Origin of the sequence: Streptomyces sp. NPDC048057, assembly GCF_040653095.1 — a bacterium.
Lineage (GTDB): Bacteria > Actinomycetota > Actinomycetes > Streptomycetales > Streptomycetaceae > Streptomyces.
On record NZ_JBEZNF010000023.1, the window covers coordinates 19945 to 36294 of the forward strand.

At 71.1% G+C, this 16350-nt stretch carries 15 protein-coding genes; 13 read left to right on the forward strand and 2 right to left on the reverse strand.

Annotated features, from left to right (window positions below; all coding sequences use genetic code 11):
• The first annotated feature begins 46 nt into the window (after positions 1–46).
• The 11 genes from pdxS (at position 47) to AB0E05_RS25690 (ending at position 11831) form a co-directional block, all read left to right on the forward strand.
• Positions 47–967, forward strand: coding sequence for a pyridoxal 5'-phosphate synthase lyase subunit PdxS (gene pdxS / locus AB0E05_RS25640; RefSeq protein WP_361967469.1), 921 nt, complete (start codon positions 47–49; stop codon positions 965–967).
• Positions 967–1554, forward strand: coding sequence for a pyridoxal 5'-phosphate synthase glutaminase subunit PdxT (gene pdxT, locus AB0E05_RS25645; RefSeq protein ID WP_361967471.1), 588 nt, complete (start codon positions 967–969; stop codon positions 1552–1554). The genes pdxS and pdxT overlap by 1 nt, the downstream gene beginning before the upstream one ends.
• A gap of 92 nt (positions 1555–1646) precedes the next feature.
• Positions 1647–2399, forward strand: coding sequence for a YebC/PmpR family DNA-binding transcriptional regulator (locus AB0E05_RS25650; RefSeq protein ID WP_361967473.1), 753 nt, complete (start codon positions 1647–1649; stop codon positions 2397–2399).
• A gap of 136 nt (positions 2400–2535) precedes the next feature.
• On the forward strand, positions 2536–3084 hold the full coding sequence (gene ruvC / locus AB0E05_RS25655) for a crossover junction endodeoxyribonuclease RuvC (RefSeq protein WP_361967475.1): 549 nt from the start codon (positions 2536–2538) through the stop codon (positions 3082–3084).
• Entirely contained in the window at positions 3081–3698 is a 618-nt protein-coding gene (ruvA, locus tag AB0E05_RS25660; RefSeq protein WP_361967477.1) for a Holliday junction branch migration protein RuvA, read from the forward strand. The genes ruvC and ruvA overlap by 4 nt, the downstream gene beginning before the upstream one ends.
• A gap of 109 nt (positions 3699–3807) precedes the next feature.
• A complete protein-coding gene (gene ruvB, locus AB0E05_RS25665; protein ID WP_361967479.1) occupies positions 3808–4941 on the forward strand; it encodes a Holliday junction branch migration DNA helicase RuvB in 1134 nt (377 codons plus the stop codon).
• Positions 4942–5105: 164 nt separating this feature from the next.
• Positions 5106–5558 (forward strand): preprotein translocase subunit YajC, encoded by a 453-nt coding sequence (gene yajC, locus AB0E05_RS25670; protein WP_361967481.1) that lies wholly within the window; start codon positions 5106–5108, stop codon positions 5556–5558.
• 144 nt (positions 5559–5702) lie between these two features.
• Positions 5703–7472, forward strand: coding sequence for a protein translocase subunit SecD (gene secD, locus AB0E05_RS25675; protein ID WP_361967483.1), 1770 nt, complete (start codon positions 5703–5705; stop codon positions 7470–7472).
• Between the two features lie 2 nt (positions 7473–7474).
• Positions 7475–8590, forward strand: coding sequence for a protein translocase subunit SecF (secF, locus tag AB0E05_RS25680; protein WP_361967693.1), 1116 nt, complete (start codon positions 7475–7477; stop codon positions 8588–8590).
• Positions 8587–9129: an adenine phosphoribosyltransferase gene (locus AB0E05_RS25685; RefSeq protein ID WP_361967485.1), complete on the forward strand. Its 543-nt coding sequence runs from the start codon at positions 8587–8589 to the stop codon at positions 9127–9129. The genes secF and AB0E05_RS25685 overlap by 4 nt, the downstream gene beginning before the upstream one ends.
• Before the next feature lie 161 nt (positions 9130–9290).
• Positions 9291–11831, forward strand: coding sequence for a bifunctional (p)ppGpp synthetase/guanosine-3',5'-bis(diphosphate) 3'-pyrophosphohydrolase (locus AB0E05_RS25690; RefSeq protein ID WP_361967487.1), 2541 nt, complete (start codon positions 9291–9293; stop codon positions 11829–11831).
• Between the two features lie 76 nt (positions 11832–11907).
• Here the strand turns inward: AB0E05_RS25690 and AB0E05_RS25695 are convergent, their stop codons facing one another.
• The gene (locus tag AB0E05_RS25695) at positions 11908–13137 is read right to left on the reverse strand and encodes a DUF349 domain-containing protein (RefSeq protein ID WP_361967489.1); all 1230 of its coding nucleotides are present in this window, start codon (positions 13135–13137) and stop codon (positions 11908–11910) included.
• 195 nt (positions 13138–13332) lie between these two features.
• Positions 13333–14133, reverse strand: coding sequence for a peptidylprolyl isomerase (locus tag AB0E05_RS25700; RefSeq protein ID WP_361967491.1), 801 nt, complete (start codon positions 14131–14133; stop codon positions 13333–13335).
• Between the two features lie 189 nt (positions 14134–14322).
• Between AB0E05_RS25700 and AB0E05_RS25705 the strand changes: the two genes are divergently transcribed.
• Together AB0E05_RS25705 and hisS are read left to right on the forward strand one after the other, a co-directional pair.
• On the forward strand, positions 14323–15030 hold the full coding sequence (locus tag AB0E05_RS25705; protein ID WP_361967695.1) for an MBL fold metallo-hydrolase: 708 nt from the start codon (positions 14323–14325) through the stop codon (positions 15028–15030).
• A 14-nt stretch (positions 15031–15044) separates the two neighbouring features.
• Positions 15045–16307: a histidine--tRNA ligase gene (gene hisS, locus AB0E05_RS25710; protein WP_361967493.1), complete on the forward strand. Its 1263-nt coding sequence runs from the start codon at positions 15045–15047 to the stop codon at positions 16305–16307.
• Positions 16308–16350: the final 43 nt, after the last annotated feature.

A 16350-nucleotide genomic window follows, 5' to 3' on the forward strand; every position in this document is an offset into this window, starting at 1 on the left:
ACCCCGTGCCCCGGCCGTACCGCCGTCATCGAATGAGGTCGCCCCCGTGTCCAGCACGCTCTCCACCACCCCGCAGTCGGACGCCCCCGCTACCGGCACCGCGCGCGTCAAGCGCGGCATGGCCGAGCAGCTCAAGGGCGGCGTCATCATGGACGTGGTCAACGCCGAGCAGGCGAAGATCGCCGAGGACGCGGGCGCCGTGGCCGTCATGGCCCTGGAGCGGGTTCCCGCCGACATCCGCAAGGACGGCGGCGTGGCCCGGATGTCCGACCCGAACATGATCGAGGAGATCATCGAGGCGGTCTCCATCCCCGTGATGGCGAAGTCCCGCATCGGCCACTTCGTCGAGGCCCAGGTGCTCCAGTCCCTCGGCGTGGACTACATCGACGAGTCGGAGGTGCTCACCCCCGCCGACGAGGTCAACCACTCCGACAAGTGGGCCTTCACCACCCCCTTCGTCTGCGGTGCCACCAACCTGGGCGAGGCCCTGCGCCGGATCGCCGAGGGCGCGGCCATGATCCGCTCCAAGGGCGAGGCCGGCACCGGCAACGTCGTCGAGGCGGTGCGCCACCTGCGTCAGATCAAGAACGAGATCGCCCGGCTGCGGGGCTACGACCACAACGAGCTGTTCGCCGCCGCGAAGGAGCTGCGCGCCCCGTACGAGCTGGTGAAGGAGATCGCCGAGCTGGGCAAGCTGCCGGTCGTGCTGTTCTCCGCCGGTGGCGTGGCCACCCCCGCCGACGCCGCGCTGATGCGTCAACTCGGCGCCGAGGGCGTCTTCGTCGGCTCCGGCATCTTCAAGTCGGGCGACCCGGCCAAGCGCGCTGCCGCCATCGTGAAGGCCACCACCTTCTACGACGACCCCAAGATCATCGCGGACGCCTCCCGCAACCTGGGCGAGGCCATGGTCGGCATCAACTGCGACACCCTGCCCGAGTCCGAGCGCTACGCGAACCGGGGCTGGTAGTGAGCACCCCCCTGGTCGGTGTCCTCGCCCTCCAGGGCGACGTACGGGAGCACCTGATCGCCCTGGCCGCGGTGGACGCCGTGGCCAGGCCGGTGCGCCGCCCCGAGGAACTCGCCGAGGTCGACGCCCTGGTGATCCCCGGCGGGGAGTCCACCACGATGTCCAAGCTGGCGAAGGTCTTCGGCGTGCTGGAGCCGCTGCGCGAGCGGATCGGTGCCGGCCTGCCGGTCTACGGCACCTGTGCCGGGCTGATCATGCTCGCCGACAAGATCCTAGACCCGCGCTCCGAGCAGGAGACGGTCGGCGGCATCGACATGATCGTCCGCCGCAACGCCTTCGGCCGGCAGAACGAGTCCTTCGAGGCGTCCGTCGACGTCACGGGGGTCGACGGGCCCGTGGAAGGGGTCTTCATCCGGGCGCCCTGGGTGGAGTCGGTCGGCGCGGACGTGGAGGTGCTCGCCGAGTACGACGGCCACATCGTCGCCGTACGCCAGTCGAACGCCCTCGCCACCTCGTTCCACCCCGAACTGACCGGGGACCACCGGGTCCACGGCCTGTTCGTGGACATGGTGCGCGCGGTCGGGTGACCCGATCCCGGTAGGATCGCTGCCGAGCACCGCAGCAGTGCGACTCACGACGGCAGTGCAGCAGCAATCGGTTACGCGAAGGAGACAGGCAGATGTCCGGCCACTCTAAATGGGCTACGACGAAGCACAAGAAGGCCGTGATCGATGCCAAGCGCGGCAAGCTCTTCGCGAAGCTGATCAAGAACATCGAGGTCGCGGCCCGGATGGGCGGCGCCGACATCGACGGCAACCCGACCCTCTTCGACGCCATCCAGAAGGCCAAGAAGCAGTCGGTGCCCAACAAGAACATCGACTCGGCCCTCAAGCGCGGCGCGGGCCTGGAAGCGGGCGGCGCCGACTACGAGACGATCATGTACGAGGGCTACGGGCCGAACGGCGTCGCGGTGCTCATCGAGTGCCTCACCGACAACCGCAACCGCGCCGCGTCCGACGTGCGCGTCGCCATGACCCGCAACGGCGGCTCCATGGCCGACCCGGGCTCGGTCTCGTACCTCTTCAACCGCAAGGGCGTGGTGATCGTCCCCAAGGGCGACCTGTCGGAGGACGACGTCCTCGGCGCCGTCCTGGACGCGGGCGCCGAGGAGGTCAACGACCTCGGCGAGTCCTTCGAGGTGCTGAGCGAGGCCACCGACCTGGTCGCGGTCCGCACCGCGCTCCAGGAGCAGGGCATCGACTACGACTCCGCCGAGGCGAACTTCGTCCCGACCATGCAGGTCGAGCTGGACGAGGAGGGCGCGCGCAAGATCTTCAAGCTGATCGACGCGCTGGAGGACAGCGACGACGTGCAGAACGTCTTCGCCAACTTCGACGTCTCCGACGAGATCATGGAGAAGGTCGACGTCTGACGCCGAGCGGCCGACCTCACAAGGGCGGGCCGGAGGGAGAAACACCCTCCGGCCCGCCCTTGTTCGCGTGCTGCACGTGCGATGTCAGTACGAGCCGATAGCCTGCACAAACAGATGAACGAAGGAGGGGTGGCGCGTGCGCGTGCTGGGGGTCGACCCGGGGCTGACCCGCTGTGGCGTCGGCGTGGTCGAGGGGGAGGCGGGCCGCCCGCTGACGATGATCGACGTCGGCGTGGTGCGCACCCCGCCCGACGCGGAGCTGGGCCATCGGCTCGTCGCCATCGAGGAGGGCATCGAGCAGTGGCTCGACGCCCACCGTCCGGACCGGGTCGCGGTCGAGCGCGTCTTCAGCCAGCACAACGTACGGACGGTGATGGGCACCGCCCAGGCCAGCGCCGTCGCGATGCTCTGCGCCTCCCGTCGCGGCATCCCCGTCGTCCTGCACACCCCGAGCGAAGTCAAGGGCGCCGTCACCGGCAGCGGCCGGGCCGACAAGGCGCAGGTCGGCGCGATGGTGACCCGGCTCCTGCGACTCGACGCGCCGCCCAAGCCGGCGGACGCGGCGGACGCGCTCGCCCTCGCGATCTGCCACATCTGGCGCGCCCCGGCGCAGAACCGCCTCCAGCGCGCCGTCGCCCTCCACCGCCGCCCCTCCGCGCACCCCCCGAAAGGCCGTACGTCATGATCGCCTTTGTGAGAGGCCAGGTCGCAGCCCTCGCCCCGACGACCGCGGTGGTCGAGGTCGGCGGGGTCGGCATGGCCCTGCAGTGCACCCCCGACACCCTCTCCCGACTGCGCATCGGCGAGGAGGCCAAGCTCGCCACCTCCCTCGTCGTGCGCGAGGACTCCCTGACGCTGTACGGCTTCGCCGACGAGGACGAGCGGCAGGTCTTCGAGCTGCTCCAGACCGCCAGCGGCGTCGGCCCCCGCCTCGCCCAGGCGATGCTCGCCGTCCACTCCCCGGACGCCCTGCGCATCGCCGTCTCCACGGGCGACGAGAAGGCGCTCACCGCCGTCCCCGGCATCGGCAAGAAGGGCGCGCAGAAGCTCTTGCTGGAGCTGAAGGACCGGCTCGGCGAGCCGGTGGGCGCGCTCGCCGGACGCCAGGGCGTCGGCACCGCGGTCACCGCGTCCTGGCGCGACCAGTTGCACGCCGCCCTCATCGGCCTCGGATACGCCACCCGCGAGGCCGACGAAGCGGTGGCCGCGGTGGCTCCGCAGGCGGCAGCGGCGGGCGGCGAGCCCCAGGTCGGCCAGCTCCTGAAGAGCGCGCTCCAGACGCTGAACCGCACGAGATGACCCGGCGCCGCGACCCGGCCCGCCGGCCCGTCCGCACCCCGCCCGTCCGCATCCCCTCCGCCGAAGCAACCGCGGCCCCGGCCGCCCGACCACATGAGGCACACGCGCAGTGAACTGGGACGACGCCCCTCACGAAGACGGTCCTGACGGCTCGGCCGATCCTGGCGGTCCGTACGGCCCCGACCTCGGCGCGTCCGACGCCGCGGCGGACCGGCTCGTCGGCGCGGCGGCGGGCGACGAGGACCAGGCCGTCGAGGCCGCCCTGCGCCCCAAGTCGCTGCACGAGTTCGTCGGCCAGGAGCGCGTCCGCGAGCAGCTCGACCTCGTCCTCACCGCGGCCCGCGCCCGCGGCGCGACCGCCGACCACGTCCTGCTCTCGGGCGCCCCCGGCCTCGGCAAGACCACCCTCTCGATGATCATCGCCGCCGAGATGCAGGCCCCCATCCGCATCACCTCCGGCCCGGCCATCCAGCACGCCGGGGACCTCGCGGCGATCCTCTCCTCCCTCCAGGAGGGCGAGGTCCTCTTCCTCGACGAGATCCACCGCATGTCCCGGCCCGCCGAGGAGATGCTCTACATGGCCATGGAGGACTTCCGGGTCGACGTGATCGTCGGCAAGGGCCCGGGAGCCACCGCCATCCCCCTGGAGCTGCCGCCGTTCACGCTGGTCGGCGCGACCACCCGGGCCGGACTGCTGCCCCCGCCGCTGCGCGACCGCTTCGGCTTCACCGCGCACATGGAGTTCTACGACCCCGCCGAGCTGGAACGGGTGATCCACCGCTCCGCACAGCTGCTGGACGTGGAGATCGAGGCGGACGGCGCCGCCGAGATCGCCGGCCGCTCCCGCGGCACGCCCCGCATCGCCAACCGCCTGCTGCGCCGCGTCCGGGACTACGCGCAGGTCAAGGTGGACGGAGTGATCACCCGGGAGGTCGCCGCGGTCGCCCTCGGGGTGTACGAGGTCGACGACCGCGGCCTCGACCGCCTCGACCGCGCCGTGCTCCAGGCCCTGCTGAAGCTGTTCGGCGGGGGTCCGGTCGGCCTGTCGACGCTGGCCGTGGCCGTGGGGGAGGAGCGGGAGACCGTCGAGGAGGTCGCCGAGCCCTTCCTCGTACGGGAGGGTCTGCTGGCGCGCACTCCGCGCGGTCGGGTCGCCACCCCCGCCGCCTGGGCGCACCTCGGGCTCGCGCCGCCGGCGCAGGCGCCCGGCACCGGGGGACAACAAGGGCTGTTCGGGGCGTGACGGCGCGGTACTGTCCGACTACGGAACTCCAGTGGGATGCTGGGCGTTGTTCCAGTGATGCGGACTCGCTTAGACTCCGCCGATGCCGCCCTTCCAGGTCGGCGTGCCCACCCCCGTAGATAGGCCGCCTCAGCGACGCGGTCGTGTGAAGGAAGTTTCTTCCCGTGAGTCTCCTGACCTTCCTCCCCTTCATCGTGCTCATCGGGGCCATGTTCCTGATGACGCGCTCCGCCAAGAAGAAGCAGCAGCAGGCCGCCGACATGCGCGACTCCATGCAGCCGGGCACCGGAGTGCGGACGATCGGGGGCATGTACGCCACCGTCAAGGAGATCAGCGACGACACCGTGCTCCTTGAGGTCGCCCCCGGTGTCCACGCCGTCTACGCGAAGAACGCCATCGGCGCGGTCCTCGACGACGAGGAGTACAACCGCATCGTCCACGGCGACGTCCCCGCCGAGGAGATCCCGGCCGTGCCGGACGACGCCTCCTCGCTGACCGAGGGGTCCGACGAGGGCCGCGTCGACCTCGGCAAGAAGGACGCCGAAGCGGAGGCGACCGCGGACGCCGCCGACGACGGGACCGTGTCCAAGGACAGCAAGACCGACGGCGAGAAGTAGCCATCAAGGGGACCGCCGGGGCACAGAGGGTGCCCCGCGGTCCCCTGGTCGTGTTGACTTCTGCGGGGGCTGGGCCCCACAACACTTCGTGGCCGCCCCTGCGCACACCCGGCGCGGGGCGGTTGGACAGGGAGAAACGAGAAGGTGGCAGCACCTAAGAGGGGCCGAAGGCCCGCGGGGGGTCAGGGGAGGCCGGGGCGCACCCTGGTCTTCATCCTGATCGCGATGGCCGCGCTCACGGGCGGGATGTTCTGGTCCGGGGAGACCACCCCACGCCTGGGCATCGACCTCGCGGGCGGTACGACGATCACGCTGAAGGCCAAGGCTGAGCCGGGCAAGGAAAGCGCGATCAACGAGACCAACATGAACACGGCGGTCGGCATCATCGAGCGCCGTGTCAATGGTCTCGGCGTCTCGGAGGCCGAGGTCCAGACCCAGGGCCGCGAGAACATCATCGTCAACATCCCCAAGGGGACCGACTCGGAGCAGGCGCGCAAGCAGGTCGGCACCACCGCGCAATTGTTCTTCCGACCAGTCCTCGCCGTCGCCCCCGGAGGCCCAGCCGCCCCGCAGCCCAGCCCGTCGGCCTCCGCCGACGGCAAGGAGGGCGACAAAGCCAAGGGGAACCCGTCCACCGCGCCCTCCGGATCGGCGAGCACCAAGCCCAGCACCGGTGCCACCACCCAGGGCCGCGCCGTCACCGACGGCCTGAAGGCGCCCTCGCCGTCGGCCTCCGCGTCCGCGGACTCCGACAAGCCGTCGGACGGGGCCTCGCAGCCCCCCAAGACCGACCCGAGCACTCCCCCCGCAGACGGTGACATCCAGAAGCGCTTCGCCGCACTGAACTGCGAGGACCCCAAGGCCCGCAGCGCCGCCGGTGACGCCGACCGCCCCGAGGACACCGTCGTCGCCTGTGGCAAGAACGGCGCCGGCCAGTGGGAGAAGTACGTCCTCGGCCCCGCCGAGGTCGACGGCAAGGACGTGGACGACGCCAAGGGCCAGCTGGACCAGCAGCGCGGCATGTGGATCGTCACCATGGACTTCACCAAGTCCGGCTCGAAGAAGTTCGAGAAGATCACCGGCAAGCTGTCCACCCAGCAGCCGCCGATGAACCAGTTCGCCATCGCGCTCGACGGCGAGGTCGTCTCGGCCCCCGAGGTGAAGCAGACCCTCAGCGCCAACGCCGAGATCTCCGGCAACTTCGACCAGGACTCCGCCCAGGACCTGGGCAACATCCTCTCCTACGGTGCGCTGCCGCTGAGCTTCGAAGAGCAGAGCGTCACCACCGTCAGCGCCGCCCTCGGCGGCGAGCAGCTGCGCGCGGGCCTCATCGCCGGCGCCATCGGCCTCGCCCTGGTCATCATCTACCTGGTGGCCTACTACCGCGGCCTGGCGCTGATCGCGATCCTCAGCCTGATGGCCTCCGCGGTCCTCACCTACACCCTGATGTCGCTGCTCGGCCCCGCCATCGGCTTCGCGCTGAACCTCCCCGCGGTCTGCGGCGCCATCGTCGCCATCGGCATCACCGCCGACTCGTTCATCGTGTACTTCGAACGGGTCAGGGACGAGATCCGCGAGGGCCGCACCCTGCGTCCGGCGGTGCAGCGCGCCTGGCCGCGCGCCCGGCGCACGATCCTCGTCTCCGACTTCGTCTCCTTCCTCGCCGCCGCGGTGCTCTTCCTCGTCACCGTCGGCAAGGTCCAGGGCTTCGCGTTCACGCTCGGCCTGACCACCCTGCTCGACGTCGTCGTGGTCTTCTTCTTCACCAAGCCGCTGATGACGCTGGCCGCCCGCTCGAAGTTCTTCGGCAACGGCCACCCGTGGTCCGGGCTCGACCCCAAGCGGCTGGGCGTCCAGCCCCCGCTGCGCCGCACCCGTCGCACGCCCGCCCCCATCGACCCGAAGGAGGCGTGAGCATGTCGCGTCTCGGCACCATCGGCGCCCGGCTCTACCGCGGCGAGATCGGCTACGACTTCGTCGCCAAGCGCAAGTTCTGGTACGCGGTCTCGATCCTGATCACCATCACGGCCATCGTCGGCCTGGCGGTGCGCGGCCTGAACATGGGCATCGAGTTCAAGGGCGGCGCCGTCTTCACCACCCCGAAGACCAGCGTCTCCGTCAGCGACGCCCAGGAGTACGCGGAAGAGGCGTCCGGACACCAGGCCATCGTCCAGAAGCTGGGCAACGGCACCCTGCGCATCCAGGTCAGCGAGCTGGACACCGCCACGGCCACCAAGGTCCAGAACGACCTGGCCAAGGACCTGAAGATCTCCGCCGACAAGATCGACGCCGAGCTGGTCGGCCCCAGCTGGGGCGAGCAGATCGCCAACAAGGCGTGGCAGGGCCTGGCGATCTTCATGGTCCTCGTGGTGATCTACCTCGCCATCGCCTTCGAATGGCGCATGGCACTCGCGGCGCTCATCGCCCTGATCCACGACCTCACGATCACCGTCGGCGTCTACGCCCTCGTCGGCTTCGAGGTCACCCCGGGCACGGTGATCGGCCTGCTCACCATCCTCGGCTACTCCCTCTACGACACCGTCGTCGTCTTCGACGGACTCAAAGAGGGCGCCAAGGACATCACCAAACAGACCCGCTTCACCTACAGCGAGCTGGCCAACCGCAGCCTCAACGGCACCCTGGTGCGCTCCATCAACACCACCGTCGTGGCGCTGCTCCCCGTCGCCGGTCTGCTCTTCATCGGCGGCGGCTTCCTGGGCGCCGGCATGCTGAACGACATCTCGCTCTCCCTCTTCGTCGGCCTCGCCGCCGGTGCGTACTCCTCGATCTTCATCGCGACCCCGCTGGTCGCGGACTTCAAGGAGCGCGACCCGCAGATGAAGGCGCTGCGCAAGCGGGTGCTCGCCAAGCGGGCCCGCGGTGAGCAGGAGGAGACCGAGGGCGGCGCCCCCGCCGCCGAAGGACCGCAGGACGCGGCCCCCGGTGACGCCGCGGCGGCCGTCGCGGGCGGCACCGGCGTTGTCGGCCCGCGGGGCCGCGGTCGGGGCAAGTCCTCGGGACGGCGCCGATGACCGCGGGCGTACGGGAGCTGCTGCTCAGCCGGATCCGCGACGTCCCGGACTATCCGCAGCCGGGCGTGGTGTTCAAGGACATCACGCCCCTGCTCGCCGATCCGGAGGCGTTCACCGCCCTCACCGACGCCCTCACCGAGCTGTGCGTACGCCACGGCGCGACCAAGGTCGTCGGCCTGGAGGCCCGCGGATTCATACTGGCCGCCCCCGTCGCGGTCCGCGCCGGCCTCGGCTTCATCCCGGTACGCAAGGCGGGCAAGCTCCCCGGAGCCACCCTCGCCCAGGCGTACGACCTGGAGTACGGCAGCGCCGAGATCGAGGTCCACGCCGAGGACCTGTGCCCCGGCGACCGGGTCATGGTCATCGACGACGTGCTGGCCACCGGAGGCACCGCGGGCGCCGCTGCGGAGCTGATCCGCCGCGGCGGCGCGGAGGTCGCCGGCGTCGCCGTCCTGATGGAGCTGGGCTTCCTCGGCGGTCGCGGCCGGCTGGAGCCGGTGCTCGACGGCGCGCCCCTGGAGTCGCTGCTCGCCCTCTGAGAGCGGCCCGTACGCAGCCGAAACAGCAGACCCCTGGGGCTCCGGGAATTCCGGAGCCCCAGGGGTCTGTTCCAGCCACGGGGGCGCAGGAACGGCCGGGTCGATACGATGGGCTCTCCGGACCTGTCCCGGGGGGACCCGGAACCGCACGAGGAGCGCTCTTGCCAGACGAGGCCCGTCCCGCCACCGCACCGCACGGCCCCAAGGCCGAAAGGGCCGCAGCGGCCCCAGCCACGCCCGAGAAGAAGCCCGTCGAACGCACGGGCCAAGGGGCGCCCGAGCGTGCGAAGGGCACCGGCGCGACCTCCTCGTCCGCCCTGCGCTCCGCGCCCACCCCGTCTGCGGTGCGCCGCAGCACCACGCCCGCCGGCACCTCCTGGTCCACCGGCGGCGGACAGCGCAGCGGAGGCTCGTCCAACCGGGTCCGCGCCCGCCTCGCCCGGCTCGGCGTGCAGCGCTCGTCCCCGTACAACCCCGTCCTGGAGCCGCTGCTGCGGATCGTCCGCGGCAACGACCCCAAGATCGAGACCGCCACGCTCCGCCAGATCGAGAAGGCGTACCAGGTCGCGGAGCGCTGGCACCGCGGTCAGAAGCGCAAGAGCGGCGATCCGTACATCACCCATCCCCTCGCCGTGACCACCATCCTCGCCGAGCTGGGCATGGACCCCGCCACCTTGATGGCCGGGCTGCTGCACGACACCGTCGAGGACACCGAGTACGGCCTCGACACCCTCCGCCGCGACTTCGGCGACCAGGTCGCCCTGCTCGTCGACGGCGTCACCAAGCTGGACAAGGTCAAGTTCGGCGAGGCGGCGCAGGCGGAGACCGTGCGCAAGATGGTCGTCGCCATGGCGAAGGACCCCAGGGTCCTGGTGATCAAGCTCGCGGACCGGCTGCACAACATGCGCACCATGCGCTACCTCAAGCGGGAGAAGCAGGAGAAGAAGGCCCGCGAGACGCTGGAGATCTACGCCCCGCTGGCGCACCGGCTGGGCATGAACACCATCAAGTGGGAGCTGGAGGACCTCGCCTTCGCGATCCTCTACCCCAAGATGTACGACGAGATCGTGCGGCTGGTCGCCGAGCGGGCGCCCAAGCGCGACGAGTACCTGGCCATAGTGACCGACGAGGTCCAGTCCGACCTGCGCGCCGCCCGGATCAAGGCCACCGTCACCGGTCGGCCCAAGCACTACTACAGCGTGTACCAGAAGATGATCGTCCGCGGTCGGGACTTCGCGGAGATCTACGACCTGGTCGGCATCCGGGTCCTGGTCGACACCGTCCGGGACTGCTACGCGGCGCTCGGCACCGTCCACGCGCGGTGGAACCCGGTCCCCGGCCGGTTCAAGGACTACATCGCGATGCCGAAGTTCAACATGTACCAGTCGCTGCACACGACGGTCATCGGACCCAACGGCAAGCCGGTCGAGCTCCAGATCCGCACCTTCGACATGCACCGCCGTGCCGAGTACGGCATCGCCGCGCACTGGAAGTACAAGCAGGAGGCCGTCGCCGGCGCCTCCAAGGTGCGCACCGACGTGCCCAGGAAGTCCGGCAAGGACGACCACCTCAACGACATGGCGTGGCTGCGCCAGCTCCTGGACTGGCAGAAGGAGACCGAGGACCCCTCGGAGTTCCTGGAGTCGCTGCGCTTCGACCTCTCCCGCAACGAGGTCTTCGTCTTCACGCCCAAGGGCGACGTGATAGCGCTGCCCGCCGGCGCCACCCCCGTCGACTTCGCGTACGCCGTCCACACGGAAGTGGGCCACCGCACGATAGGGGCGCGGGTCAACGGTCGGCTCGTCCCCCTGGAGTCGACCCTCGACAACGGCGACCTGGTGGAGGTCTTCACCTCCAAGGCGGAGGGCGCCGGGCCCTCCCGCGACTGGCTGGGCTTCGTCAAGTCGCCCCGGGCCCGCAACAAGATCCGCGCCTGGTTCTCCAAGGAGCGCCGCGACGAGGCGATCGAGCAGGGCAAGGACGCCATCGTCCGGGCCATGCGCAAGCAGAACCTGCCGATCCAGCGGATCCTCACCGGCGACTCCCTCGTCACCCTCGCCCACGAGATGCGCTACCCGGACATCTCGTCGCTGTACGCGGCGATCGGCGAGGGCCACGTGGCCGCGCAGGGCGTCGTGCAGAAGCTGGTGCAGGCGCTCGGCGGCGAGGAGGCCGCCACCGAGGACATCGCCGAGTCGGCGCCGCCGGCCCGGGGCCGCAGCGGCAAGCGCCGCTCGAACGCCGACCCCGGGGTCGTGGTCAAGGGCGTCGAGGACGTCTGGGTGAAGCTGGCGCGCTGCTGCACCCCGGTGCCCGGCGACCCGATCATCGGCTTCGTCACCCGCGGCAGCGGCGTCTCCGTGCACCGGGCCGACTGCGTCAACGTCGACTCCCTGTCGCAGCAGCCCGAGCGGATCCTCGACGTGGAGTGGGCCCCCACCCAGTCCTCCGTCTTCCTGGTCGCCATCCAGGTGGAGGCGCTGGACCGGTCCCGGCTGCTGTCGGACGTCACCCGGGTCCTGTCCGACCAGCACGTCAACATCCTGTCGGCCGCGGTCCAGACCTCCCGCGACCGGGTGGCCACCTCGCGGTTCACCTTCGAGATGGGCGACCCCAAGCACCTCGGCCACGTGCTGAAGGCGGTGCGGGGCGTGGAGGGCGTGTACGACGTCTACCGGGTCACCTCGGCCAGGCGCCCCTGACCCCCGGTGCCCGAACGCCGTGGGCCCCGCCTCCAGGGGAGGCGGGGCCCACGGCGTCGTACGGGTCGGGTCGGCGTCAGCCGCCGAACTCCTCCAGGCCCTTCAGCGCCTGGTCCAGCAGGGCCTGGCGGCCCTCCAACTCCTTGGCGAGCTTGTCGGCCCGGGCGTTGTTGCCGGCGGCCCGCGCCGCGTCGATCTGGGTGCGGAGCTTGTCGACGGCCGCCTGGAGCTGGCCCGTCAGACCCGCGGCCCGCGCCCGGGCCTCCGGGTTCGTCCGGCGCCACTCGTTGTCCTCGGACTCCTGGAGGGCGCGCTCCACCGTGTGCATCCGGCCCTCGATGCGGGCCCGGGCGTCCCGCGGCACGTGGCCGACGGCCTCCCAGCGCTCGTTGATCGCGCGGAACGCGGACCGGGCGGCCTTCAGGTCCGTCACCGGCACCAGCTTCTCCGCCTCGACCGCCAGCTCCTCCTTGAGCTTGAGGTTCTCCGCCTGCTCGGCGTCACGCTCGGCGAAGACCTCGCTGCGCGCCGCGAAGAAGACGTCCTGGGCACCGCGGAAACGGTTCCACAGGTCCTCCTCGGCCTCCCGCTGCGCCCGGCCGGCCGCCTTCCAGTCCGCCATCAGCTCGCGGTAGCGCGCGGCGGTGGTGCCCCAGTCCGTGGACCCGGAGAGCGCCTCGGCCTCGGAGACCAGCCGCTCCTTCGTCTTGCGGGCCTCCTCGCGCTGCGCGTCCAGCGAGGCGAAGTGCGCCTTGCGGCGCTTGGAGAAGGCCGAGCGGGCGTGCGAGAAGCGGTGCCACAGCTCGTCGTCGGACTTCCGGTCGAGGCGGGGCAGCCCCTTCCAGGTGTCGACCAGGGACCGCAGCCGCTCGCCGGCCGTCCGCCACTGCTCGCTCTGCGCCAGCTCCTCCGCCTCGGCGACCAGCTCCTCCTTGGCGCGGCGCGCCTCGTCGTGCTGCTTCGCCCGCTGGACCTTGCGCTCCTCGCGGCGCTTGTCGACCGTCTCGACCAGGGCGTCCAGCCGCTTGCCCAGCGCGTCGAGGTCGCCCACGGCGTGATGCTCGACCACCTGCTGGCGCAGGTGGTCGATCGCCGTCTGCGCGTCCTTGGCCGACAGGTCGGTGGTCTTCACCCTCTTTTCGAGGAGGCCGATCTCGACCACCAAGCCCTCGTACTTGCGCTCGAAATAGGCCAGGGCCTCCTCGGGGGTCCCGGCCTGCCACGAACCGACGACCTTCTCCCCGTCGGCAGTACGCACGTACACGGTGCCCGTCTCATCGACACGGCCCCACGGGTCGCTGCTCACAGCGCCTCCTCCACCTGATGCCGACGGGGGAGGTCCCCCGGGCATCGTCCACAGTTTCCTGGGGCGAGCTACGCCCGCCCTGCACAACGCCAATCTAGGCGACCGGTCGCCCGGCTGTCCGCACTCAGCGCGCGCGAATTCCAACCCTCCCGCGCCGGGGCGGCCACCCGGGGCGCACCGGGGTCGCCCGGACCGTCACCCCTTGCTCACGGCCGCCTTCTTCACGGTGACCGCCGACTTCGGCGCCCCGTCGCCGGCGCCGCCCTCGACCCCGGCCTCGGCGACCTTCTGCACCGTCTTGAGCCCGGCCTCGTCCATCTTTCCGAACGGCGTGTACGACGGCGGCAGCTTGGTCTCCTTGTAGACCAGGAAGAACTGGCTGCCGCCGGAGTTCGGCGCCCCGGTGTTGGCCATCGCCACGGTGCCCGCGGGGAAGGTCACCTTGCCGTCCGCACCCGCCTTGCCGAGCGCGGCCAGGTTCTCGTCGGGGATGTTGTAGCCGGGGCCGCCCGTGCCGTCGCCCTTCGGGTCGCCGCACTGGAGCACGAAGATGCCCTGCGTGGTGAGCCGGTGGCACTTGGTGCCGTTGAAGTAGCCCTTGTCGGCGAGCGACTTGAAGGAGTTCACCGTGCGCGGCGTCTTCCCGGCCTCCATCGCGACCGCGACCGGACCGTGGTTGGTCTCCAGCGTCATCGTGTACGGGGCCTTGGCGTCGATCGCCATCTTCGGCTCCGGGACCTTCGGCTCCTCCGGCTCGGGGCTCGGGGGCGCCTGCGAGTTCTGGTCCGCCGCCGTCTGCTGGTCGGCCTTGTCACCGTTGTCGTCGCTGCCGACGATGGTCGCCGCAGCCACCGCACCGCTGATCAGCACCACGACCACCGCCGCCGCGATGACCGAGTTGCGCTGCTTGCGTCTGCGGGCCGCTGCGCGGCGCTGCTGCTGACGCTCGAACTTCTCGCGGGCCAGCTGCCGGCGCCGCTGATCGCTGTTGACCACCGAGTTCCGCTCCTCTTCAGTGCTCTTCAGTGTCGTCGGTGTCCTTGAGTACCAAGGCCGTGCGCACGCATCAGAACGTCGCGCGTGCCCGTACCGTATACGGGTTCGCTGTGCGAGCAGCAGGGCCGGTAGGCTCTGACCTGTTGCTTGTCTGCGCAACGGCCCATCCCCGACCCGATGAGGACGAACGTGCTGATTGCCGGGTTCCCCGCAGGGGCCTGGGGGACCAACTGCTATCTGGTCGCCCCCGCCGCTGGCGAGGAGTGCGTGATCGTCGATCCAGGTCACCAGGCCGCCGAGGGCGTCGCCGAGACCGTGGCCAAGCACCGGCTCAAGCCGGTCGCCGTCGTCCTCACGCACGGCCACATCGACCACGTGGCCTCGGTCGTCCCGGTGTGCGGCGCCCACGACGTGCCCGCCTGGATCCACCCGTCCGACCGGTACATGATGAGCGACCCGGAGAAGGCGCTCGGGCGCTCCTTCGGGGCCCGGCTCCTGGGCGAGCTGACCGTCGGCGAGCCGTCCGACGTGCACGAGCTGACCGACGGCGCCCGGCTCGACCTCGCCGGTCTGGAGCTGACCGTCTCCCACGCCCCCGGCCATACCAAGGGGTCGGTGACGTTCGGGACGCCCGAGGCCGGTGACGTACCACCGGTCCTCTTCTCGGGCGACCTGCTCTTCGCCGGCTCCGTCGGACGCACCGACCTGCCCGGGGGCGACCAGGGCGAGCTGCTCGAATCGCTGGCACGCGTGTGCCTGCCGCTCGACGACTCGACCGTGGTCCTGTCGGGACACGGTCCCCAGACGACCATCGGCCGCGAACGCACCGCCAACCCCCATCTGCGGGCGGTGGCGACCGGCCTCGGGAGCGCGGACGCTCCCCGACGAGGAATGTGAACGAAGAGACTTCCGTGAGCACTTTCAAGGCCCCCAAGGGCACGTACGACCTGCTGCCGCCCGACTCCGCGACCTTCCTCGCGGTCCGGGAGGCGCTCGCCACGCCGCTGCGGAACTCCGGCTACGGCTACGTGGAGACCCCCGGCTTCGAGGACGTCGAACTCTTCGCCCGCGGCGTCGGCGAGTCCACCGACATCGTCACCAAGGAGATGTACACCCTCACCACCAAGGGCGGCAGCCACCTGGCGCTGCGCCCCGAGGGCACCGCCTCCGTGCTGCGCGCCGCGCTGGAAGCCAATCTGCACAAGCAGGGCTCGCTGCCGGTGAAGCTCTGGTACTCCGGCTCGTACTACCGCTACGAGCGCCCCCAGGCCGGTCGCTACCGTCACTTCTCGCAGGTCGGCGCCGAGGCCATCGGCGCCGAGGACCCGGCGCTGGACGCCGAGCTGATCATCCTGGCGGACCAGGCGTACCGCTCGCTGGGGCTGCGCCACTTCCGGATCCTGCTGAACTCGCTGGGCGACCAGGAGTGCCGGCCGCGCTACCGCGAGGCGCTGGTGGCCTTCCTGCTCGGACTTGACCTCGACGAGGACACCCGGCGCCGGATCGACATCAATCCGCTGCGGGTCCTCGACGACAAGCGGCCCGAGGTGCGCAAGCAGCTCGTCGACGCGCCGGTGCTCCGCGACCACCTGTGCGAGAACTGCCGGGCGTACCACAAGGAGGTCAGGGAGCTGCTCTCCGAGGAGGGCGTCTCCTTCGAGGACGACGACCGCCTCGTCCGTGGCCTGGACTACTACACCCGCACCACCTTCGAGTTCGTCCACGACGGCCTCGGCTCGCAGTCCGCGGTCGGCGGCGGCGGGCGGTACGACGGCCTGTCGGAGATGATCGGCGGCCCCGCGCTGCCGTCCGTGGGCTGGGCCCTCGGGGTCGACCGCACGGTGCTGGCGCTGGAGGCGGAGGGCGTCGCGCTCGACGTTCCGCCGGCCACCAGCGTGTACGCGGTCCCGCTGGGCGAGGAGGCCCGCCGGGTGCTCTTCGGCGTGGTCACCCGGCTGCGCAAGGTGGGCGTCGCCGCCGACTTCGCGTACGGCGGCCGGGGTCTGAAGGGCGCCATGAAGGCGGCCAACCGCAGCGGTGCGCGGTACGCGATCGTCGCCGGCGAGCGCGATCTGGCCGAGGGCCACGTGCAGCTGAAGGACATGGAGTCCGGTGAGCAGGGCCCCGTGCCGCTCGCGGACGTGACCGAGACGGTCCGGGCCCGACTGGCCTGAGGCACGACGGAAGCAAGGGCGAGGGCCCGCGGAACGAAGCGTC